Annotated in this window: 21 protein-coding genes and 1 other RNA gene; 16 read left to right on the top strand and 6 right to left on the bottom strand. The window is 57.0% G+C overall.

What is annotated here, in order from left to right:
• Positions 1–14: 14 nt before the first annotated feature.
• Positions 15–818, top strand: a complete 804-nt coding sequence (locus OMR58_RS03620; protein WP_205065858.1) for an inositol monophosphatase family protein — start codon at positions 15–17, stop codon at positions 816–818.
• A 239-nt stretch (positions 819–1,057) separates the two neighbouring features.
• On the opposite strand, the gene OMR58_RS03615 is transcribed toward OMR58_RS03620, so the two are convergent.
• On the bottom strand, positions 1,058–2,749 hold the full coding sequence (locus OMR58_RS03615) for a chloride channel protein (protein WP_200560254.1): 1,692 nt from the start codon (positions 2,747–2,749) through the stop codon (positions 1,058–1,060).
• Positions 2,750–2,933: 184 nt separating this feature from the next.
• On the opposite strand from OMR58_RS03615, the gene OMR58_RS03610 reads away from it, so the two are divergent.
• Positions 2,934–3,932 carry a Gfo/Idh/MocA family protein gene (locus OMR58_RS03610; protein ID WP_264545287.1) on the top strand — a complete coding sequence of 333 codons (999 nt, stop codon included), beginning with the start codon at positions 2,934–2,936 and terminating at the stop codon, positions 3,930–3,932.
• Positions 3,933–4,124: 192 nt separating this feature from the next.
• Positions 4,125–5,378, top strand: a complete 1,254-nt coding sequence (gene sstT, locus OMR58_RS03605; RefSeq protein ID WP_105592590.1) for a serine/threonine transporter SstT — start codon at positions 4,125–4,127, stop codon at positions 5,376–5,378.
• Positions 5,379–5,426: 48 nt separating this feature from the next.
• Here sstT and OMR58_RS03600 read toward each other — a convergent pair whose 3' ends face one another.
• Complete coding sequence (locus tag OMR58_RS03600) at positions 5,427–6,917, bottom strand: UxaA family hydrolase (RefSeq protein WP_264545286.1); 1,491 nt, start codon at positions 6,915–6,917, stop codon at positions 5,427–5,429.
• A gap of 10 nt (positions 6,918–6,927) precedes the next feature.
• On the bottom strand, positions 6,928–8,376 hold the full coding sequence (locus OMR58_RS03595) for a tagaturonate reductase (protein ID WP_264545285.1): 1,449 nt from the start codon (positions 8,374–8,376) through the stop codon (positions 6,928–6,930).
• 367 nt (positions 8,377–8,743) lie between these two features.
• Between OMR58_RS03595 and exuR the strand changes: the two genes are divergently transcribed.
• The 10 genes from exuR (at position 8,744) to OMR58_RS03545 (ending at position 14,384) form a co-directional block, all read left to right on the top strand.
• Positions 8,744–9,520, top strand: a complete 777-nt coding sequence (gene exuR / locus OMR58_RS03590) for a transcriptional regulator ExuR (RefSeq protein WP_105592036.1) — start codon at positions 8,744–8,746, stop codon at positions 9,518–9,520.
• 296 nt (positions 9,521–9,816) lie between these two features.
• A complete protein-coding gene (locus OMR58_RS03585; RefSeq protein WP_105592037.1) occupies positions 9,817–10,482 on the top strand; it encodes a DedA family protein in 666 nt (221 codons plus the stop codon).
• Between the two features lie 2 nt (positions 10,483–10,484).
• Entirely contained in the window at positions 10,485–10,874 is a 390-nt protein-coding gene (gene mzrA, locus OMR58_RS03580) for an EnvZ/OmpR regulon moderator MzrA (RefSeq protein ID WP_105592038.1), read from the top strand.
• A gap of 155 nt (positions 10,875–11,029) precedes the next feature.
• Entirely contained in the window at positions 11,030–11,401 is a 372-nt protein-coding gene (locus OMR58_RS03575; RefSeq protein ID WP_200560258.1) for a DUF1090 domain-containing protein, read from the top strand.
• A gap of 45 nt (positions 11,402–11,446) precedes the next feature.
• Positions 11,447–11,752, top strand: a complete 306-nt coding sequence (locus OMR58_RS03570; RefSeq protein WP_105592040.1) for a DUF883 family protein — start codon at positions 11,447–11,449, stop codon at positions 11,750–11,752.
• A gap of 1 nt (position 11,753) precedes the next feature.
• Positions 11,754–12,146 (top strand): phage holin family protein, encoded by a 393-nt coding sequence (locus OMR58_RS03565; RefSeq protein WP_105592041.1) that lies wholly within the window; start codon positions 11,754–11,756, stop codon positions 12,144–12,146.
• Entirely contained in the window at positions 12,146–12,430 is a 285-nt protein-coding gene (locus OMR58_RS03560) for a YqjK-like family protein (protein ID WP_200560260.1), read from the top strand. The genes OMR58_RS03565 and OMR58_RS03560 overlap by 1 nt, the downstream gene beginning before the upstream one ends.
• Positions 12,431–12,630: 200 nt before the next feature.
• Positions 12,631–13,023, top strand: a complete 393-nt coding sequence (locus OMR58_RS03555; protein WP_105592318.1) for a DoxX family protein — start codon at positions 12,631–12,633, stop codon at positions 13,021–13,023.
• 75 nt (positions 13,024–13,098) lie between these two features.
• Entirely contained in the window at positions 13,099–14,085 is a 987-nt protein-coding gene (locus tag OMR58_RS03550; protein WP_200560261.1) for a glutathione S-transferase family protein, read from the top strand.
• A 158-nt stretch (positions 14,086–14,243) separates the two neighbouring features.
• Positions 14,244–14,384 carry a hypothetical protein gene (locus OMR58_RS03545; RefSeq protein WP_264545284.1) on the top strand — a complete coding sequence of 47 codons (141 nt, stop codon included), beginning with the start codon at positions 14,244–14,246 and terminating at the stop codon, positions 14,382–14,384.
• A gap of 22 nt (positions 14,385–14,406) precedes the next feature.
• On the opposite strand, the gene OMR58_RS03540 is transcribed toward OMR58_RS03545, so the two are convergent.
• The gene (locus tag OMR58_RS03540) at positions 14,407–15,309 is read right to left on the bottom strand and encodes a LysR family transcriptional regulator (RefSeq protein ID WP_105592044.1); all 903 of its coding nucleotides are present in this window, start codon (positions 15,307–15,309) and stop codon (positions 14,407–14,409) included.
• A gap of 127 nt (positions 15,310–15,436) precedes the next feature.
• Between OMR58_RS03540 and OMR58_RS03535 the strand changes: the two genes are divergently transcribed.
• Complete coding sequence (locus tag OMR58_RS03535) at positions 15,437–16,141, top strand: pirin family protein (RefSeq protein WP_264545283.1); 705 nt, start codon at positions 15,437–15,439, stop codon at positions 16,139–16,141.
• A 159-nt stretch (positions 16,142–16,300) separates the two neighbouring features.
• On the opposite strand, the gene rnpB is transcribed toward OMR58_RS03535, so the two are convergent.
• Both rnpB and rsmI read right to left on the bottom strand, forming a co-directional pair.
• Positions 16,301–16,680: RNase P RNA component class A (gene rnpB, locus OMR58_RS03530), an RNA gene on the bottom strand.
• A 32-nt stretch (positions 16,681–16,712) separates the two neighbouring features.
• Complete coding sequence (gene rsmI / locus OMR58_RS03525; RefSeq protein ID WP_200543418.1) at positions 16,713–17,576, bottom strand: 16S rRNA (cytidine(1402)-2'-O)-methyltransferase; 864 nt, start codon at positions 17,574–17,576, stop codon at positions 16,713–16,715.
• 62 nt (positions 17,577–17,638) lie between these two features.
• Between rsmI and OMR58_RS03520 the strand changes: the two genes are divergently transcribed.
• The gene (locus OMR58_RS03520) at positions 17,639–19,678 is read left to right on the top strand and encodes a penicillin-binding protein activator (RefSeq protein WP_200543416.1); all 2,040 of its coding nucleotides are present in this window, start codon (positions 17,639–17,641) and stop codon (positions 19,676–19,678) included.
• Complete coding sequence (locus OMR58_RS03515) at positions 19,636–20,028, top strand: YraN family protein (protein WP_200543414.1); 393 nt, start codon at positions 19,636–19,638, stop codon at positions 20,026–20,028. The genes OMR58_RS03520 and OMR58_RS03515 overlap by 43 nt, the downstream gene beginning before the upstream one ends.
• The last annotated feature ends 5 nt before the right edge of the window (positions 20,029–20,033 follow it).

Raw genomic sequence — 20,033 nt, 5'->3', positions numbered from 1 at the left:
TTTAAGGATAGATAATGAGTGAATCAGTAAACCATGATGCACTGCTGGCGCGGCTGGCGCTGGCGGAAAAAGTGGCGCGTGCCGGGGGAGAAAAGGCGCTGGCGTATTTCCATCAGCGCGACAGCCTGGTGGTGGAAACCAAACATGATTTGCAGGACGTGGTGTCCAAAGCGGATCGCGAAGTTGAGCAGATGATCGACCAGCAGATCCGCGCTCAGTACCCGGACGACGGTTTTCTGGGGGAAGAGTATGGCCTTCAGGCGGGGTCGTCGGGCTATACCTGGGTGGTCGATCCGATTGACGGCACCAGCCCGTTCCTCAACGGCATGCCCAACTGGTGCGTGTCGGTGGCGGTATTGCAGGACGGCGTACCGGTGATTGGGGTGATTTATGCCCCTTACTATCAGGAGTGCTACGTCGCCGCGCTGGGCCACGGGGCTACGCTGAACGGCAAGCGGTTACAGGTTGATCCTGCCCGCACGCTGCAAAACCACGTCACCGGATTTGGTGCCAACAGCTACGTCAGCCCGGATGAGGTGGGGAAAATTCTGGCCTCGCTGCTGGATGCGGGCGGCAACTTTATCCGCATCGGTTCCGGCGCGCTGATGCTGGCCTGGGTGGCCGCGGGCCGCGTGGTGGGCTACTACGAACCTTATATGCACGCCTGGGACTGCCTGGCCGGTTATTGCCTGGTAAAAGAGGCGGGCGGCTGGTATCACCCGTTTAATACCGAAGGCGATCGCCTGCTGAAAGGCGCGCAGGTGCTGGCGGTAGCCCCGGGTGCGGAAGCGGATCTGCGGCGCATTGCCGGGCTGTAGCTCCGGGCGCAGCGCGGACCTGAAGCGCATTGCCAGACCGTAACGCAGGCGAAAAACCAGCAAGCAACGGACTCTACACCCACTTAGTACAGACCAAACGCCTTACCTGCCTCCGGCGGGTAAGGCCCCTCCTTAGCTATTGTTATGCTGACGAAACTCCTGGTCAGCCACACAGCAGATACCCTCAGTTCACCCATGTTCTCAATGCTGCATGACGAATGTTTTCCGCCTGGCTTTTATCAGATAAAGTCCTTTGCCTTCTGGATCAGGCTGGTTTTGGTCAGCGCACCAACGTATTTGCGCTCCTGCGGATTATTCAGCACCGGCAGGCGCTCCAGCGTGATGCGGGCAAACGCCTCCCAGCCTTCCCGAATGGTCTGGTTTTCAAAGATGGTCGGGAAGCTGGAATCCATCACGCAGCTCACCGGCGAGGTCAGAGTGATCTCCTTATCCAGCACCTTGTGCGAGATATCGTGAATCGAAACGGCGCCGAGGAAGGTGCCTTTGTGGTCGATGACGTAAACAAAGCGCTCGCGCTTTAGCGAACTGACCGCCAGCGCTTTACCCACCGAATCCTCCGGCGTCAGCGCCGCGCCGGAGACGATAAACTGCGAGATAATGCCGTTATCAAAATCGAACTTGGCATCAGAACGGCTGAAGTGGCTGTTGACCACCGAATAGGTGCTGCCCGACTGCAGGCGATAGGCCAGCATCGACGCCAGCACGCAGGCGATCATAGTGGGGAACAGCAGGCTGCTGTTGAGCGTCATTTCCAGCACCATCAGCATCGCCATCAGCGGTGCCTGGCTTACCGAGGACAGCACAGCGCCCATGCCGACGGCGGCAAACACTTCGGCGTTGCTGACCGGCACGCCCGCCATGATGGCCACCAGCGCCACCAGCTGCCCCATCAGCGCGCCAATCAGCAGCGCCGGGGTAAACAGACCGCCTACCGCACTGGAGCCGACCGAGATCGCCGTTGCCAACATTTTTAGCAGCAGCAGGGCCGCCAGCATCGGCAGCAGGAAGCTGCCCGCCATAATGCGCACGATCACTTCATAGCCGTTGCCGAGGATTTGCGTGCTGCCGATCGCCAGCGCGCCCACCAGCACGCCGCCCAGCCCCAGCCGCAGCGGCAGGCTGCCGATACGGCCGAACTGTCGCTTGCTCTGACCAATCAGCCAGATCATCGCCCAGCCAAACAGCCCGGCCAGCAGACCAATCCCCACCGTCAGCAGGATGCTTTCCGGCGTCAGCTCAAACTGCGCGTGGGAAAAGGGATAAATCGCCGAACGATAGCCAAGTGACCACATGGTCAGCACCGCAACGCCGGAGGAGATTATCAGCGGGATCAGCCGCTGCATGGCCGAAATGCCGAAGGCGATTTCCGCCACAAAGATCGCCGACGCCAGCGGCGCATGATAAACCGACGACAGACCGGCGGCAGCGGCCATCGCTACCACGTCGCTGTTTTTCAGCGGCAGGGATTTAAACAGCCAGCGCCCCATCAGGCTGCCGCTCAGCGCAGATAACTGCACCATCGGCCCTTCCCGGCCGATGGAGGCACCGCTGCTGATACTGGCCAGCGAGGAGAGGCCACGAAACAGCGAGGTGCGGGTTGGCACGCTATCCAGCCGGGCGTTGATCACGTCCAGATAGTCGGTGCGAATAGTATCCTTTTGTTCTAATGCCGTGGCGTAGCGCAGAAAAAATCCGGCAATCAGCCCGCCGACGCCGACGATTAGCGGCCAAAAATACCAGGGGTAAATGTGCATAGCTTCGGTGATGTCCTGCTCCCCACTGAACACCAGCCCGTCGATCAGCTCGATCAGTTTACGAAAACCCAACGTGACCAGCGACGCCACCAGCCCGACCGGGATCGCCACCAGAATGCTGGTCCAGTTAAGTGCATGTTTAGTGCCAATCGACATCTTTTTACCCCGAAATTCTTTTCTCTATCGTGCGAGAGCCGCTGCGAAAAATCAAATCGTGACCGCTGCGGCGACAGGGCGTTTTTAGCCATTGCGCCAGCGTCATCGCATGTTAATCTGCTTTTTCCCTTTTTGGCCGCTATCGCCCCGGTGCGCCCGGCCATCCCAGAGAACGGACTATACTATGATTCGCTTTGCCGTCGTTGGAACCAACTGGATCACCCGTCAGTTTGTCGATGCCGCTCATGAAACGGGTAAATTTAAGCTGACCGCGGTTTACTCCCGCACGCTGGAACAGGCACAGACTTTCGCCAACGATTACCCGGTGGAACAACTTTTTGACTCGCTGGAAGCGATGGCCCAGTCCGATCTGATCGATGCCGTTTATATTGCCAGCCCGAACGCCCTGCACTGCCCGCAGTCGCTGCTGTTCCTGCGCCATCGCAAGCACGTCATCTGCGAAAAACCGCTGGCGTCAAACCTGCGTGAAGTGGAAGAGATGATCGCCTGCGCGCGGGAACATCAGGTGGTGCTGTTCGAGGCGTTCAAAACCGCCAGCCTGCCGAACTTCCAGGTTTTACAGCAGTCGCTGCCGAAGATCGGCGTGCTGCGTAAGGCGCTGATTAACTACTGCCAGTACTCATCCCGCTACCAGCGCTACCTTGACGGTGAAAACCCGAATACCTTTAATCCGCGCTGGTCCAACGGCTCGATTATGGATATTGGCTACTACTGCCTGGGCACCGCGGTCAGCCTGTGGGGTGAGCCGCAGAAGGTCACCGCCAGCGCCACGCTGCTGGAAAGCGGCGTGGATGGTGCAGGCACCGTGCTGCTGGACTACGGCAGCTTTGACGTGACCGTGCAGCATTCCAAAATCAGCCAGTCCGTGCTGCCGAGCGAGATCCAGGGGGAGGCCGGTTCGCTGGTCGTCGAGCACGTTTCTGAATGCCAGAACGTCAGTTTCGTGGCGCGCGGCGCGAAGCCGCAGGACCTCACTCAGCCGCAGCATATCAATACCATGCTGTATGAGGCGGAAACCTTTGCGCGCCTGATAGAAACCAATGAGATTAATCACCCCGGCCTGAACTACTCGTTAAGCGTGGCGCGGCTGCTGACGGAAATCCGCCGCCAGACCGGCGTGGTATTCCCGGCCGATACTCAGGAACCCGCTTCAGACCGCTAATCTTCCCGATCGCGTAATGCTGCGGGCCTCTCCTGCCGCAGCACTGCTTTATGCCGACCGATAGCGGCTAATTCCGAATTTTCGCTTCCCCTGACAGAACATTTCCTTATACTTCCCTGCGCAAACACACATAAGCCGCCGCAATGTAGTGCCGTGCGGCAGAACTATAGATAACGACAGTGATTTAAAATTATGAGTAGAGAAAACAGCGGGCGCGGAGTCATCCAGCGCCTGATGCAGGGAAGCCTGGTAACACAAATCATGATCGGACTGCTGGCGGGTATCGCGCTGGCCTGGTTCTCAAAAAGTAATGCTCTGGCCGTTGGCCTGCTGGGCGAGCTGTTCGTTAGCGCCCTGAAAGCCGTTGCGCCTGTTCTGGTTCTGGTGCTGGTGATTGCATCTATCGCCAGCCATCAGCAGGGGCAGAAAACCAATATTCGCCCGATCGTGATGCTGTATCTGCTCAGCACCTTCTGCGCCGCCGTGGTGGCAGTGATCGCCAGCCACCTGCTGCCGCAGAGCCTGACGCTGCGCGCGGCGAGTACCGAAATCACCCCGCCTTCCGGCATTCTGGAAGTGCTCGACGGCCTGCTGATGAGCATGGTGGCCAACCCGATTGAAGCGCTGATGAAAGCCAACTACATCGGCATTCTGGTATGGGGTATCGGCCTGGGCCTGGCGTTCCGCCACAGCAGCGCCACCACCCGCGCCTTCCTCAGCGATGCATCTGATGCCGTGACCCGCCTGGTGCGCGTAGTGATCCGCTTTGCGCCGATCGGTATCTTCGGCCTGGTCGGTTCGATTCTGGCCTCAACCGGCTTTGAAGCGCTGTGGGATTACGCACATCTGCTGGGCCTGCTGCTGGGCTGTATGCTGCTGATGGCGCTGGTATTTAACCCGATTCTGGTGTGGTGGCAGATCCGCCGCAACCCGTATCCGCTGGTGTTTACCTGCCTGCGTGAAAGCGGCGTGACCGCCTTCTTTACCCGCAGCTCGGCGGCGAATATCCCGGTGAATATGGCGCTGGCGAAAAAACTGAATCTGGATGAAGACACCTACTCCGTCTCGATCCCGATCGGGGCCAATATCAGTATGGCTGGGGCATCAATTACCATTACCGTGCTGACGCTGGCGGCGGTGAATACGCTGGGGATTCATGTCGATGTCGGCACGGCCATTCTGCTGAGCCTGGTGGCGTCGATCTGCGCCTGCGGTGCATCCGGTGTGGCCGGTGGCTCGCTGCTGCTGATCCCGGTGGCCTGTAATATGTTCGGTATTCCGAATGAGGTTGCGATGCAGGTGGTGGCGGTCGGCTTTATTATCGGCGTGCTGCAGGATTCTGCGGAAACCGCGCTGAACTCATCGGCGGATATTCTGTTTACCGCAGCGGCCTGTATGGCGGAAGATCGCCGCGCTGGCGTGGTGAAGTCGCAAACGCAAGAGTAATCCCGACCGGCCTGGTTTCCCTCTCTGTGGGAAACCAGGCTTTTTTTATTACAATGTGACCCCACTTTTAAAGATTGCCAGCTCGCGGAACTCATTCACTTCATTGCGCGCCGGTCGCCCGTTAGCAATCTCAACGATGGTATCCACAAAGCTCGCCAGCAGTTCCGGCATTTCGGTACCGTGAATCAGCTGACCGGCATCGAAGTCGATCCAGTGCGGCTTCTTCTTCGCCAGCTCGCTGTTAGTAGCCAGTTTGACCGTCGGCACAAATCCGCCGTACGGCGTGCCGCGCCCGGTACTGAACAGCACCATATGGCAGCCCGCACCGGCCAGCGCGCTGGTCGCCACCGCATCGTTACCCGGTGCGCTCAGCAGGTTCAGGCCCGGCTCCTTCAGCCGCTCGCCGTACTTCAGCACGTCCACCACCTGGCTCTGCCCGGCTTTTTGCGTGCAGCCCAGCGACTTCTCTTCCAGCGTGGTGATACCGCCCGCTTTGTTGCCCGGTGACGGGTTTTCATAGATCGGCTGGTTGTGGGCGATAAAGTATTTCTTAAAGTCGTTGACCATGCTGACGGTTTTGTCGAAGGTCGCTTCATCGCGGCAGCGGCTCATCAGAATACGTTCCGCACCAAACATTTCCGGCACCTCGGTCAGCACCGTGGTGCCGCCGTTGGCGATCATCTGGTCCGAGAAGCGGCCCAGCAGCGGGTTGGCGGTGATGCCGGACAGGCCGTCCGATCCGCCGCACTCCAGGCCGAACTTCAGCTCGCTGAGTTTGCCCGGCTGGCGCTCGTCGTGCCGCATCATTTCGTACAGCGCGTGCAGCTGCTCCAGCCCCGCTTCCACTTCATCATCCTGCTGCTGGCAAATCATGTAGCGCACGCGGCTGTCGTCATACGCGCCCAGCGTCTGGCGGAACTCATCCACCTGGTTATTTTCGCAGCCGAGGCCGATCACCAGCACCGCACCGGCGTTCGGATGGCGCACCATGTTTTGCAGCATGGTTCGGGTGTTTTCATGGTCCTGCCCCAGCTGTGAACAACCAAAGGTATGGCTGAACAGATGCACGCCGTCGATGCCTTCCGCCTGGTTGGTCTCCTTCAGGAAGCGCTGCAGGATCTGCCGGGCGATACCGTTGACGCAGCCAACCGTTGGCAGTATCCACAGCTCGTTGCGGATGCCGACATCACCATTATCACGGCGGAAGATCTGCACTTCGCGGTCCGCAGCCTGCGGCGGCACGGTAGCGAAGTCGGGCAGATATTCATATTCATCCAGATCGCTCAAATTCGTACGCGCGTTCTGTGAGTGGATGATTTCGCCGGGCGCAACGGGGCGAGTAGCGTGCCCGATCGGCAGGCCATACTTCATCACCAGATCGCCGGTTTCCAGCGGCTGAAGGGCAAATTTGTGCCCGCGCCCCACCGGCTGGGCCAGCACAACGGAATGCTGGCCGATAGTGACCTGCTCACCCTCTTCCAGGTCGCGCAGCGCGACGGCAACATTATCCAGATCGTGAATTTTTATCAGACTTTGCATCGCGAATACCTTACTTAATCTGCGCCAGCGCGGCGCGCATACCAACGGTAATAATCTGCTCCAGCTGAGCGGTCACGCTCGCCGTCAGGCCCGGAAGACGGTTCAGATCCTGCCCCCAGTGGGCTGCATCGGACAGCACGTCGTTGACCAGCTGGCCGAGGGGAATGTCGTGAGCCTCCGCCAGCTGCCACAGCGTAGTGAAGCGCTCCAGCCAGTGGGCGTCGTCCTGTAGCGCGTAGCGGGTACCGCTGCGCTCGCCGCGGTAGTACGCCAGCAGGGCTGCAAAGGCAAAGCTCAGGCGCGGAGACGGAGCGCCCTGCTGTTCAACCTGCGTCAGCAGCGCCGGCAGCAATCGGGTGCGGAACTTCGTCATGCCGTTTAACGCAATCGCGCTGAGCTGATGGCGGATAAACGGGTTACGGAAACGGTTGAGTACCGCATCGGCGAAGGTATTCAGCTCTTCCGGGGACTGCTCCAGCGTTGGGATAATCTCCTGGCGCAGCGTGGCATCAATAAAGGCGGCCACCTCCGCGTCGTCCATCGCTTCACCGACGGTATCCAGCCCGGCGAGAAACGCGACCGGCACCATCGCAGTGTGTGCACCGTTGAGGATCGCCACTTTGCGCGCCTTATACGGGGCGATATCGTCAACCATGCGAATATTCAGCGGCAGCTGGTCCAGGTGCAATGCCTGGGCCACCCATTCCGGCCCTTCAATAATCAGCTGGTAGTAAACTTCACCCGCCACCAGATAGTCGTCGCGATAGCCCAGCTCAGCGTGCAGATCGGCAGCATTATCGGGGTAGCCGGTCACGATGCGGTCTACCAGCGTCGAGCAGAAGATGTTGCTCTGCTCGACCCACTGAGCAAACGCCGTCGGCAGCTGCCATTCGCGGGCCAGCTGTAGCACCAGCTCACGCAGCGCGGCACCGTTATCGTCAATCAGTTCGCAGGGCAGGATCACCCAGCCTTTATCCGCCGCGCCATCAAAATGCTGCCAGCGCTCCAGCAGCAGCCGCGTCAGTTTGGCCGGGAAGCTGATCGGGGGAGCGCTGTCCCGCGTGTCGGCAGCATCCAGGCTGATGCCCGCTTCAGTGGTATTGGAGAAGACAAATTTCATCTCCGGGTTACGCGCCAGCGCCAGGAATCCTTCGTAATCTTCTACGGGATGAATCTCGCGATTAACCGAGCGGATCAGCCGGCTTTCGCTGACCACTTTCCCTTCATCGTTAATACCGCGGATCAGCGTGGTATACAGCCCCTGCTGGCTGTTCAGGCTGCGCTTAGCCGCACTGTTACGCGGCCTGACCACCACCACGCCAGCATCAAGTCCGGTATGCTCGTTTAACAGATCTAACTGCCAGTCGATAAAGGCGCGAAGAAAATTGCCCTCACCAAACTGGATTACGCGTTCGGCATCCTGGCGGCCGGGAAAATTATCACGGTTCAGCGTCTGCATCTGGTATCCCCTGGAAAGTTCTGTGTTTCAATACCAGCAAAGTTATCATACCAATTATGCCTGATGCTGAATAAATAGTGAGAAACAGATCACAAAAAACACTATCAACTGCGGGTGATTAGCGTCCCCCAATCACAACAATAAATTTAAATATCTGTTTTTAATGCAAATAAAGGGATATTGATGATTTCTTCATTCTCATTGTCGCGGTCTTAATCTCAGACGAAAAGGTATAACATCTTTATAAACCGTTCAGTACCCTGTAGGGTATTCGGTGGTTCAAGACCTTAACGAGCGTCTGTTTTTTTAACACGGGGAAAGTGGTATAACAGGTTTCAGCAAATCATTGTGTATCGGAGCGTGAACCATGCAACAGATCGACTCACGTCGTCTCTATCAGCAGCTGGCAGCTGAGTTAAAACTGCGCCTTGAACAGGGCCAGTATCAGATTGGCGACAAGCTGCCCGCCGAGCGCTTTATTGCGGAAGAGATGAGCGTCAGCCGGACCGTGGTGCGCGAGGCGATCATCATGCTGGAAGTGGAAGGCTACGTAGAAGTGCGTAAAGGTTCCGGCATACATGTGGTGTCACAGCAGCAAAAGAAAAGCGTAACCACCAATAGTCAGCTGGAGTTTGCCAGCTTCGGTCCCTTTGAGCTGCTGCAGGCCCGTCAGCTGATAGAAAGCAACGTTGCGGAATTTGCCGCCACCCAGGTGACCCGCCAGGATATCGTGCAACTGATGTCTATTCAGGAGCAGGCGCGGCAGGAGGATCGCTTCCGTGACTCCGAGTGGGATATGAAATTCCACGTGCAGATTGCGCTATCTACGCAGAACAGCGCGCTGGCGGCAATTGTTGAAAAAATGTGGTTGCACCGGTTGTACAACCCGTACTGGCTAAAACTGCATGAACATATCGACGAGCGCTCGATAGAGAGCTGGTGCGAAGATCACGATAACATTCTCAAGGCGCTGATCCGCAAGGACCCGGCAGGGAGCAAGCTGGCAATGTGGCAGCACCTGGAGAATACCCGCCAGATGCTGTTTAACGCCACGACAGATGACTTTGAATTTAACGTAGACCGCTACATGTTTGCTGAAAATCCGGTTATCGCTCTGGATAGCATCGCCAACGACGAAAAGTAGGTCTTTCTTAGTCGATTGAGTCAGCTTTCGTTCACTTATGTCAGCCAGTGTAAAACTCCTTCACGCCGGACCGCTGCAACGGTAAAACATCCCTGGTCCGGTGTTTCTTCCTGTCCAGACCTGCTTAACTTTGTTACAGTTATCTTCTTTTTTTACCCTTTGTAAAAAGCTTTAAGCTTTCGATGCTTTTTCTGGCCACGCTGTTCAGCCGCCCGCAGCATCTGCATCACTAAAACGATGAATTCAGCATGTAGAATTGCGTTAAATCGGGCCAACTATGATGTTCAGGACTATTGATGGATATTTTTAAAGATTTAATCCACGCCTTATGGCAGCAAGATTACGTCACGCTGGCCGACCCGACGCTGGTCTGGGCGCTTTACTTCATCCTGTTTATGATTCTGTTTCTGGAAAATGGCCTGCTTCCGGCGGCTTTCCTGCCCGGTGACAGCCTGCTGATTCTGGTCGGCGTGCTGATAGCGAAAGGCACGATGAATTTTCCGCTCACGCTGTTTATCCTTACCACCGCCGCCAGTCTTGGCTGCTGGGTCAGCTATATTCAGGGCAAGTGGCTCGGCAATACGCCGCTGGTACAAAAATGGCTTTCGCATCTTCCCGCTCAGTACCATCAGCGGGCGCATCAGCTGTTTCACCGCCACGGCCTGTCGGCGCTACTGATTGGGCGCTTTATCGCATTTGTTCGCACACTGTTACCCACCATCGCCGGGCTTTCCGGCCTCAGCAATGCACGCTTCCAGTTCTTTAACTGGATGAGCGGCCTGCTGTGGGTGCTGATTCTGACCGTGCTGGGCTTTGCGCTGGGCAAAACGCCGCTGTTCCGTAAATATGAAGATCAGCTGATGTTCTGCCTGATGCTGCTGCCGCTGGTGCTGCTGGTCTTCGGCCTTTTTGGCTCGTTGTATGTACTGTGGCGGAAAAAAACGTCGCAGGGAGGCCAGTAACCATGTCCTCTCTGTTCAAACTTCCGGCCAGACTCCTGCGCATCGTGCCCTGGATTGGGCTGTTGGCCGCTTCGCTGCTGACGCTGACGCTGGTCGTTACGCTGCTGCCCGCGCTGTTTCGCAGCGAAGCAGCACTGCAGATCCGCACTCTGCGCCAGGGCAACAGCCTGCCCGACGGCTTTTATGTCTATCAGTCGCTCACCGCCCAGGGGATTCGCATTAAAAGTATTACCCCGGACCACGATTCACTGGTAATTAGATTCGACTCACAGGAACAAAGCGACGCGGCGGAAAAAGTACTGCGTGAACTGCTGCCTTATGGCTTCGATATTGCCCGTCAGGAAGGCCACGGTGCGGCAAACTGGGTTAATCGCATCAGCCTGCGAACGTAACCGCCCCTCACTCCGCAGAGAAACAAGGGGGAAATACCCGTTCTGTTTTGAGCTTTTCCAGTTTTCTGTCTATGCTTAAAAATCCCTACGCCGCCCTGTGTTCAGGAAATCGATAGCCCTCAGCGGCTGTCATTGCAAAGGAAGGTCACCATCATATGAAATACCGCTTAACGCTTGCTATCAGCCTGCTGGCTGCGACATCACTGGCACAGGCCGGGCCGCTTTGTCAGCAGAAAGAGCAGGCTATTCAGAAAGAAATCGATTTCGCCCGTCAGCACAATAACCAGCGCCAGGTTAACGGTCTTGAGCGTGCGCTGACCGAAACGCGCGCTAACTGCTCAGACGAAAACGTCCGCAAAGCCCACCAGGAAAAGATTCAGCAGCATCAGAAAAAAGTCACCGAGCGGGAACAGGAACTGCAGCAGGAGCGAAACGAGGGTGGCGACAGCAAGAAAATCGCCAAACGGGAAAAGAAACTGGCTGACGCTCAACGTGAGCTGAAGGAAGTGCAGGCTGCGCCCTACTGAGGTCGGCAGTCTGCCGTGACATTAATCATAAGTAAGGAGTCTTCCATGTCTAAAGATACCACGTCAGAACATCTGCGCGCCGAGCTGAAAACCCTGGCCGATACGCTGGAAGAAGTGCTCAGTACCTCCAGTGAAAAATCCAAAACCGAGCTGGAAAAACTGCACAATAAAGCGCAAAGCGCCCTGAAAAATACTCGCGCACGCCTGGGTGATTCCGGTGAGCGTATTGCACAAACCACCCGTGAGGCGGCGGACCGTGCCGACGTTTACGTCCGTGATAATCCGTGGACCAGCGTAGGGATTGGCGCAGCGGTCGGTGTGGTACTGGGCGTTCTGCTGACCCGTCGTTAATATGGCAGATAATCAGCAAAATCATGGCCCCGGTAAAGGGGTCATTAATATCGGACAGCGGATCATCACCACGCTGGTGGGCATTGTTGAAACCCGCGTGCGTCTGGCGGTAGTTGAGCTGGAAGCGGAAAAAGCCAACCTGATTCAGATGATGATCATGGTAGGGCTGACCCTGCTGTTCACTGCATTTGGTCTGATGAGCCTGATGGTACTGGTTATCTGGGCCGTTGATGCGCAATACCGCCTGATGGCAATGGCAATCACGACCGGGGTCCTGTTTGCGCTGGCGCTGATTTTCGGCCTGTGGACGCTGGCAAAATCGCGGCGTTCTACCCTTCTCAGTGCCACCCGTAAGGAACTTGCCAGCGATCGCCAGCTGCTGGAGGATGATTGATGAGCCGCCGCGACCGTGAAAAACGTACCGCCGATCTGCTGCGGCTTATTCAACAGCAGCGTCTGGATTTAAGCGCCGGGCGCAAAGAGTGGCTGGAAGCCACCGATCGTTACGATCGGGGTTGGCTGAGCCTGGTTAATGCCAAACGCTATCTGGCGATTGGCAGCGGTGTTTTTGCCATCTGGTCGGTGCGTAACCCACGCTTTTTGACCCGCTGGGCGAAACGCGGTATTGGTGCCTGGAGCACCTGGCGCATGGTGCGTAACGCCTTGCCAAAACGCTAAATTATGGCCGCATCGCCCTTTGCGGCCATCCTTTCCAATTTTCTTGAACAACTTCGACAGATTATCTCGCTTACAATAGCCAGACTCCCCGTCTATTATCTCCAGCAACGAACGGCACTGAGCGCTAAAGCAGCGTCAGGCCACGGTAAAACAGGGTCCGCCTGATAGCACGGCCCATAAAATTCTTGTTGGGGATGATTATGAAAAAATTAGAAGATACCGGTTTCTTAGTGGCTCGCATCCTGATGCCAATTCTGTTTATCGTTGCAGGCTGGGGAAAAATCACCGGTTACGCCGGTACGCAGCAGTATATGGAAGCGATGGGCGTGCCGGGCTTCTTCCTGCCGCTGACCATTCTGCTTGAGTTCGGCGGCGGTCTGGCCATTCTGTTCGGCTTCCTGACCCGCTTCACCGCGCTGTTCACCGCAGCCTTTACGCTGCTGACGGCGTTTATCTTCCACACTAACTTTGCGGAAGGCCCGAACTCCATTATGTTTATGAAAAACCTGTCAATCTCCGGTGGCTACCTGCTGCTGGGCCTGGTAGGACCTGGCGCATACAGCATCGACCGTCTGCTGGGTAAAAAGTGGTAATTCCACTACACTTACAACAGTGAAGAATCCGGGGCGAGGAGCATATCCTCGCCCCTTCATTTTTAGGGAGGAACGATGGGACAGCTAATTGATGGCGTATGGCACGATAACTGGTACGACACCAAGTCTACCGGCGGCCGCTTTAAACGTTCAGAAGCGGTATTTCGCAACTGGGTGACGGCCGACGGCAGCGCCGGTCCACACGGTAAAAGTGGCTTCCGCGCCGAAGCCGACCGCTACCATTTGTATGTGTCCCTCGCCTGCCCGTGGGCACACCGCACACTGATTATGCGCCAGCTGAAAGGGCTGGAATCGATGATTTCAGTTTCGGTTGTTCATCCACTGATGCTGGAGAACGGCTGGACGTTTGACGAAGATTTCCCCGATGTCACCGGCGACAGCCTGTATCAGAACGAATATCTCTATCAGCTGTATCTGCATGCCGACCCGACCTACACCGGCCGCGTTACGGTGCCGGTGCTGTGGGACAAACATCAGCACACCATCGTCAGTAATGAATCCGCCGACATTATTCGCATGTTTAACAGCGCATTTGACGGTGTTGGTGCCCGCGCCGGGGATTATTACCCGGCTGAACTGCGCGATGAGATCGATGAACTGAACGGCTGGATCTACGATACGGTAAACAACGGCGTGTATAAGTCGGGTTTTGCCACCAGTCAGCCGGCCTATGATGAAGCGGTGACGGCGCTTTTCAGCTCGCTGGATCGTCTGGAGCAGATTCTGGGGCAGCGGCGCTATCTGACCGGTAATCGTCTGACCGAAGCCGATTTACGCCTGTGGACCACGCTGGTACGCTTCGATCCGGTGTATGTCACTCATTTCAAATGCGATAAGCATCGCATTGGCGACTACCTCAATCTGAGCGGCTTCCTGCGCGAGATTTATCAGCTGCCGGGCATTGCAGACACGGTAAACCTGCCTCACATTCGCCACCACTACTATCGCAGCCATAAAACCATCAACCCGAGCGGGGTGATTTCGGTAGGCCCGGCATTTAACTGGGACGAACCGCACGGGCGCGATGAACGCTTTCCCTGATCCTGCCCGTTAACATTCGGGGCGATTTTCTTTATCGCCCCGAACGTTCGACATCCTTTATTGATCTGGAACAAATTCTCCCAATTCGCACTTACGTATCTTTACTGATGTGAACGCAAATGCGGATTAACCGGAAGCCAACTTCCTGGAGTGAAACCATGATCAAGACTCTCTCTTTCTGCCTGGCCGTCGTGATGCTGTGTTACATCGCCTTCGTGGGTCACTACTACTACGAAACGTTCTCAACGTTTACCGGCATCGAACATTCACAGGAAAACTCGGCTACGCCTGCACCGTAAAGGAATACCGGGCCTGCGGGCTTTATCCCTGACGCTTCGCCAGCAGTTTAGGGATTTCCCGCAGGCACCAGGCCTTGGCTTCCCCCATACTGTCACGCCGCCAGGCCATAATAATATCCACCTCGCGGGTATATTCCGGGCTGACCACGCGCAAACGCCCTTCGGCAATATCCTGCTCAACCATACTGTATGGCATGGTGCCAACGCCCAGGCCCGCCAGTAAAGCACGGTGTTTATCTTCAATGGTACTGACGGTCAGGCGCTGCTGTTTATCCAGCAGGGTTACGGTTAATACCGGCCTTTCACGCGCGGTATCCGCCACCGCAATACCGCGATATTTCACCCGGGTGGTTTCGGAAAGCGGCTCCGGCTCCTGATGAATCGGGTGATCGGGGCTGGCAACGTAGACGCTCATCAGTGAATAAAGCTTGCGGGTGTTGATCTCGGAAGAGGCGCGGAAATGCATATCGGGCGCAATCACAATATCGGCGCGCCCCTGCTCAAGCCGTTCCCACGCCCCGGCCAGCACCTCGGTCATCAGCGAAACCTGAGTGTTGGCTTTATCCGCCAGTTTTTCCACCAGCGGGAAAAGTAGCTCGGTGGAAACCAGCGCTTCGGTGGCAATCGTCAGATGCGTTTCCCAGCCGCGAGCCAGCGCTTCCGCATCGGTAGTCAGCTTGTCGGCTGCCTCCAGCAGCACGCGCCCGCGTTCAAGCAGCATCCGCCCAACGTTGGTAAATTTGGTGCGATGACCGGACCGGTCAAACAACACCACGTCCAGCTCCTCTTCCAGTTTCTGCATGGTGTAGCTTAACGCAGAAGGGACACGGCCCAGCTCATCGGCTGCGGCAGCAAAACTGCCGCGGCGATCGATGGCATCCATTACACGTAGCGCTTCAAGCGTCAGAGCACGATCTTTAGCCATAGCTTTTCTCTGTCAGGAAATTTGAATATGCCGAGCAGATTAACTGGCTGGCATTCACCAGTCCAGAAACTTACCATAACCGAATAATAAATGGTCGGGCCAGCCCCGATTTACTAAGGAGAACAGCATGATCGTTAGTCGTACAGCGCAACAGTGTGGCAAAGCCGATTACGGCTGGCTTCAGGCTCGCTATACTTTCTCCTTCGGTCACTATTTCGATCCCAAATTACTGGGGTACGCTTCACTTCGCGTACTCAACCAGGAAGTGCTGGCACCAGGGGCTTCCTTTCAACCCAGAACCTATCCGAAAGTCGACGTGCTGAACCTGATATTGCAGGGTGAAGCCGAATATCGCGACAGCGAAGGCAATCACGAAACGGCGCGTGCCGGTGAGGCGCTGCTGCTGGCCACCCAGCCGGGGATCAGCTACAGTGAGCACAATATTAGCAAAGAGAGCAGCCTGACGCGGCTTCAGCTGTGGCTGGATGCCTGCCCGGAAAGAGAAAATAATCGCGTACAGCGGATTGCAGTACCGGAGGATAAAACCTGTACCCTGCTGGCTTCCCCCGACGGTAGCGAAGGCAGCCTGCAGCTCCGGCAGCAGGTGTGGATTCACCATGTGGTATTACAGCCGGGTGAAAGCTATCAGGTTCCCCTGCACGGGCCACGCGCCTATTTGCAGTCGATCCACGGCGCCTTTACGGCAGTTACCCACTCGCACGAGCAGGAAGCCCTCACCTGCGGCGATGGCGCATTTCTGCGGGAAGAAGAGAGCGTTCTGCTGACGGCAGAAACGCCGCTGCGGGCGCTGGTGATTGATCTACCGATATAAATTCTGTAGAGGGTAAGCAAAAAACCCACCGAAGCGGGTTTTTTATCGAATGAGTTGAAGCTGACCGTTAAGCCGCGTTCTTTTCATAGAGAGGGTCGTGGACAGTCATTCATCTGCCGCAAAGCAAAAAACCCGCCGAAGCGGGTTTTTTATCGAATGAGTTGAAGCTGACCGTTAAGCCGGGTTCTGTCGTGGACAGTCATTCATCTAGGCCAGCAATCGCTCACTGGCTCAAGCAGCCTACCCGGGTTCAGTACGGGCCGTACCTTATGAACCCCTATTTGGCCTTGCTCCGGGTGGAGTTTACCGTGCCGCGAACTGTTACCAGCCGCGCGGTGCGCTCTTACCGCACCCTTTCACCCTTACCTGATCCCACTTGCGTGGGCCATCGGCGGTTTGCTCTCTGTTGCACTGGTCGTGGGCTTGCGCCCCCCAGGCGTTACCTGGCACCCTGCCCTATGGAGCCCGGACTTTCCTCCCCTCTGTCTGTCTCCCCCGAAGGGGGACGGCAACAAAGCGGCGACTGTCTGGTCAGCTTCGGCGCGCAGTGTATAGCGTTTTCTATGAGTTGTCACTCACCCTGCTGCTCAAGGGCATACTTATACAGGGCATTTTTTTTCACCCCGTGAATTTCGGCGGTGAGCGCTGCGGCTTTTTTCAGCGGCAGTTCGGCCTGCAGCAGCGCCAGCGTGCGCAGTGCTTCCGGCGGCAGTGCATCCTCTTCGGCGTGATAACCTTCCACGATCAGCACCATTTCGCCTTTGCGGCGGTTCTCATCTTCCAGCACCCACGCCAGCAGCTCGCCCACCGGCGCGCCCTGAATCGACTCCCAGGTTTTGGTGATTTCACGCGCCAGCACCACATAACGGTCTGGCCCCAGTACCGTCACCATATCCTGCAAACTATCGATTAAACGGTGGGTGGATTCATAAAAAATCAGCGTGCGCGGCTCCTGCTCCAGCGCGCGCAGGGTATCGCAGCGACCTTTGCTTTTGGCGGGCAGAAAACCTTCGTAACAGAATCGATCGGACGGTAACCCCGCCGCACTTAATGCTGTTACCGCAGCACAGGCACCCGGCAGCGGCACCACGCGGATCCCCGCTTCGCGGCATAAACGCACCAGATGATAGCCCGGATCGTTGATCAGCGGCGTGCCGGCATCGGAAACTAAGGCTATGCTTTGTCCCTCACGGAGCTTCGCCAGCAGCGATTCTGCTTTCTGCTGTTCGTTATGGTCGTGCAATGCGAAGAGCCGCGCATTGATGGCGAAATGTTGTAGCAACAGTCCGGTATGACGTGTATCTTCCGCAGCGATCAGATCGACGCTCGCAAGCACCGTCAGTGCCCGCTGGGTGATATCGCCCAGGTTACCAATCGGTGTTGGAACGATATAGAGCGTGCTGGCAGAAATATCTGCCCGATCGTGTTGTTTCATTGTTTGATCCGAATAGCCGATTTAATATTGAGCATCTTGAAAAAAACATCACTGGATACAGTATGCTTCCTTCGAAAGTAGTTCGTAGCAAAGCCGGGCGCAGCCTGCCGCTTCTGCTGGCCGCCCTGATTTTTGCCGGATGTACCGGCCAGGCACCGCAAACGCCACCGGCGAATGTCCAGGGCGCTGCCACCGGCACCTCTGACTATTATCTGCAGCAGATGCAGCAAAGTTCAGATGATAACAAGGTTGGCTGGCAATTACTCGCAATCAGAGCACTGTTGAATGAAGGCAAACTGCCGCAGGCTAATCAGCAGCTCTCCCAGCTGCCGCAGCAGCTTGATGCCACCCAGAGCCAGGAACAGCTGCTGTTGCAGGCGCAGCTGCACGTGATTGAGCAGAATTTCCCGCTGGCGGCCGACAGGCTGAAGCAGGTTGATGTCGCATCGCTCTCGAAAGATCAGCAGGCCCGCTACTACCAGTTACAGATCGCGATTGGCCAGGGCCGCCCGACGCTGGACGTGCTGCGTGCCTATATTGCTCAGGAACCGCTGCTCGCCAACCCGGCTGAGAAGCAGGCAAATATCGATGCCACCTGGCAGGCACTGAGTCAGATGACGCAGGATCAGCTGAACAACGTGACCATCAATGCAAACGAGAACGTGCTGCAAGGGTGGCTGGATCTGCTGGGCGTGTATAAAGCCAACAGCAACGATCCTGATATGCTGAAGGCCGGTATCAGTGACTGGCAGAACCGCTATCCGTACAACCCGGCGGCAAAAATGCTGCCGTCGGCGTTAAGCCAGGTAAAGAACTTCCAGCAGGGGTCGACCGGTAAAATCGCTCTGCTGCTGCCGCTGAGCGGCCAGGCGCAGGTCTTTGCCAACGCCATCCAGCAGGGTTTTAACGACGCGAAGAACGGTACGCTGATGCAGTCCGCTGCGCCTGCGGCGCCGATTCAGGCACCTGATGCCACAGCCAATCCTGACGCTGCGGCGACCGATGCCAATGCGGTGGTCAGTCCGTCAGCCGCACCGACGGACGGCACGACTCAACCGGATGCCGCACAGCCACAGCCGGTGGCGTCCAGCAGCGTGGAAACAGCAGCCCCGTCAGGCAGCACCCAGGTTCAGGTTTATGACACCAGCACCCAGCCGGTGGATCAGCTGCTGACCCAGGCACAGAACGACGGTGCCACGCTGGTTGTGGGTCCGCTGCTGAAAAATCAGGTTGAGCAGGTGGTCGCCAGCCCGACAGCGCTTAACGTGCTGGCGCTTAACGAGCCGGAAACGATCCAGAACCGTCCGAATATTTGCTACTTTGCGCTTTCTCCTGAAGACGAAGCGCGCGATGCCGCGCATCATATGTGGGATCAGGGCAAGCGCTCTCCGCTGCTGCTGGTGCCACGCAGCTCGCTGGGCGACCGCGTCATCAAAGCCTTCGCTACGGAGTGGCAGCAGCTGGGTGGCGGTACTGTACTGCAGCAGCAGTTTGGTTCTACCGCTGAACTGAAGCAGGGCATCAACAGCGGCGCGGGTATTCGCCTGAGCGGAACCCCGGTTAACGTGCAGCCAGCCCAGCCTCAGGGCGTGACCATTGCCGGTCTGAATATTCCAGCTCCGGTGAGCGATGCCCCGGCTGCGGATACCGCCAGCTCCGGCGGCAGCGTGGACTCTGTCTATATTATCGCCACGCAGAGCGAGCTGACGCTGATTAAGCCAATGATCGCGATGCGCGTCAGCAGCCGTGATAACGTCAGCCTGTACGCGAGTTCGCGCAGCAACCAGGCCGGTGCCGGCCCGGACTATCGTCTGGAGCTGGACGGCCTGCAGTTCAGCGATGTTCCGCTGCTCTCCGGCGCAAACACCGCACTGATGCAGCAGGCGGCGAAGAAGTTTAACAATGACTACTCACTGGTTCGCCTGTATGCGATGGGCATTGATGCCTGGTCTCTGGCCAACCACTTCAGTGAAATGCGCCAGTTGCCGGGCTTCCAGCTGAAAGGCAATACCGGCAATCTGAGCGCAACACAGGACTGCGTGATTAACAGGAAGTTAGCATGGAGCCAGTATCGTCAGGGGCAAATCGTTCCGGCATCCTGAGTCGACAGCAGCAGGGGGCGATGCGTGAAAAACAAGCGCGCCGCCTGCTGGAAACAGCCGGTCTGCGCTTTGTCGCCGCGAATGTTCGCTACCGGTCGGGGGAACTCGATCTGATTATGCGTGACCGGCAAATATGGGTTTTTGTTGAGGTTCGCTATCGCCGTTCTGACCATTTTGGTGGGGCGGTAGCCAGCATCACCCGCAGTAAACAACAAAAACTATTGCGAGCGGCAGCACTTTGGCTGCATAGCCGTGGTCAAAGCTTTGACACTGTCGACTGCCGTTTTGATGTGGTCGCCATTACCGGGGAACGGGTTGAATGGCTGCCCAATGCGTTTACCGCTGAGTAACGGCG

The organism is Erwinia sp. INIA01, assembly GCF_025947915.1.
GTDB lineage: Bacteria > Pseudomonadota > Gammaproteobacteria > Enterobacterales > Enterobacteriaceae > Erwinia > Erwinia coffeiphila.
This window is presented reverse-complemented; position numbering and strand designations above follow the sequence as displayed.

Excerpts from the sequence above, each read along its gene's own strand:
- OMR58_RS03620 (WP_205065858.1), top strand. The coding sequence starts at position 15 with ATGAGTGAATCAGTAAACCATGATGCACTGCTGGCGCGGCTGGCGCTG.
- OMR58_RS03615 (WP_200560254.1), bottom strand. The coding sequence starts at position 2,749 with ATGTCGATTGGCACTAAACATGCACTTAACTGGACCAGCATTCTGGTG.
- OMR58_RS03610 (WP_264545287.1), top strand. The coding sequence starts at position 2,934 with ATGATTCGCTTTGCCGTCGTTGGAACCAACTGGATCACCCGTCAGTTT.
- sstT (WP_105592590.1), top strand. The coding sequence starts at position 4,125 with ATGAGTAGAGAAAACAGCGGGCGCGGAGTCATCCAGCGCCTGATGCAG.
- OMR58_RS03600 (WP_264545286.1), bottom strand. The coding sequence starts at position 6,917 with ATGCAAAGTCTGATAAAAATTCACGATCTGGATAATGTTGCCGTCGCG.
- OMR58_RS03595 (WP_264545285.1), bottom strand. The coding sequence starts at position 8,376 with ATGCAGACGCTGAACCGTGATAATTTTCCCGGCCGCCAGGATGCCGAA.
- exuR (WP_105592036.1), top strand. The coding sequence starts at position 8,744 with ATGCAACAGATCGACTCACGTCGTCTCTATCAGCAGCTGGCAGCTGAG.
- OMR58_RS03585 (WP_105592037.1), top strand. The coding sequence starts at position 9,817 with ATGGATATTTTTAAAGATTTAATCCACGCCTTATGGCAGCAAGATTAC.
- mzrA (WP_105592038.1), top strand. The coding sequence starts at position 10,485 with ATGTCCTCTCTGTTCAAACTTCCGGCCAGACTCCTGCGCATCGTGCCC.
- OMR58_RS03575 (WP_200560258.1), top strand. The coding sequence starts at position 11,030 with ATGAAATACCGCTTAACGCTTGCTATCAGCCTGCTGGCTGCGACATCA.
- OMR58_RS03570 (WP_105592040.1), top strand. The coding sequence starts at position 11,447 with ATGTCTAAAGATACCACGTCAGAACATCTGCGCGCCGAGCTGAAAACC.
- OMR58_RS03565 (WP_105592041.1), top strand. The coding sequence starts at position 11,754 with ATGGCAGATAATCAGCAAAATCATGGCCCCGGTAAAGGGGTCATTAAT.
- OMR58_RS03560 (WP_200560260.1), top strand. The coding sequence starts at position 12,146 with ATGAGCCGCCGCGACCGTGAAAAACGTACCGCCGATCTGCTGCGGCTT.
- OMR58_RS03555 (WP_105592318.1), top strand. The coding sequence starts at position 12,631 with ATGAAAAAATTAGAAGATACCGGTTTCTTAGTGGCTCGCATCCTGATG.
- OMR58_RS03550 (WP_200560261.1), top strand. The coding sequence starts at position 13,099 with ATGGGACAGCTAATTGATGGCGTATGGCACGATAACTGGTACGACACC.
- OMR58_RS03545 (WP_264545284.1), top strand. The coding sequence starts at position 14,244 with ATGATCAAGACTCTCTCTTTCTGCCTGGCCGTCGTGATGCTGTGTTAC.
- OMR58_RS03540 (WP_105592044.1), bottom strand. The coding sequence starts at position 15,309 with ATGGCTAAAGATCGTGCTCTGACGCTTGAAGCGCTACGTGTAATGGAT.
- OMR58_RS03535 (WP_264545283.1), top strand. The coding sequence starts at position 15,437 with ATGATCGTTAGTCGTACAGCGCAACAGTGTGGCAAAGCCGATTACGGC.
- rsmI (WP_200543418.1), bottom strand. The coding sequence starts at position 17,576 with ATGAAACAACACGATCGGGCAGATATTTCTGCCAGCACGCTCTATATC.
- OMR58_RS03520 (WP_200543416.1), top strand. The coding sequence starts at position 17,639 with ATGCTTCCTTCGAAAGTAGTTCGTAGCAAAGCCGGGCGCAGCCTGCCG.
- OMR58_RS03515 (WP_200543414.1), top strand. The coding sequence starts at position 19,636 with ATGGAGCCAGTATCGTCAGGGGCAAATCGTTCCGGCATCCTGAGTCGA.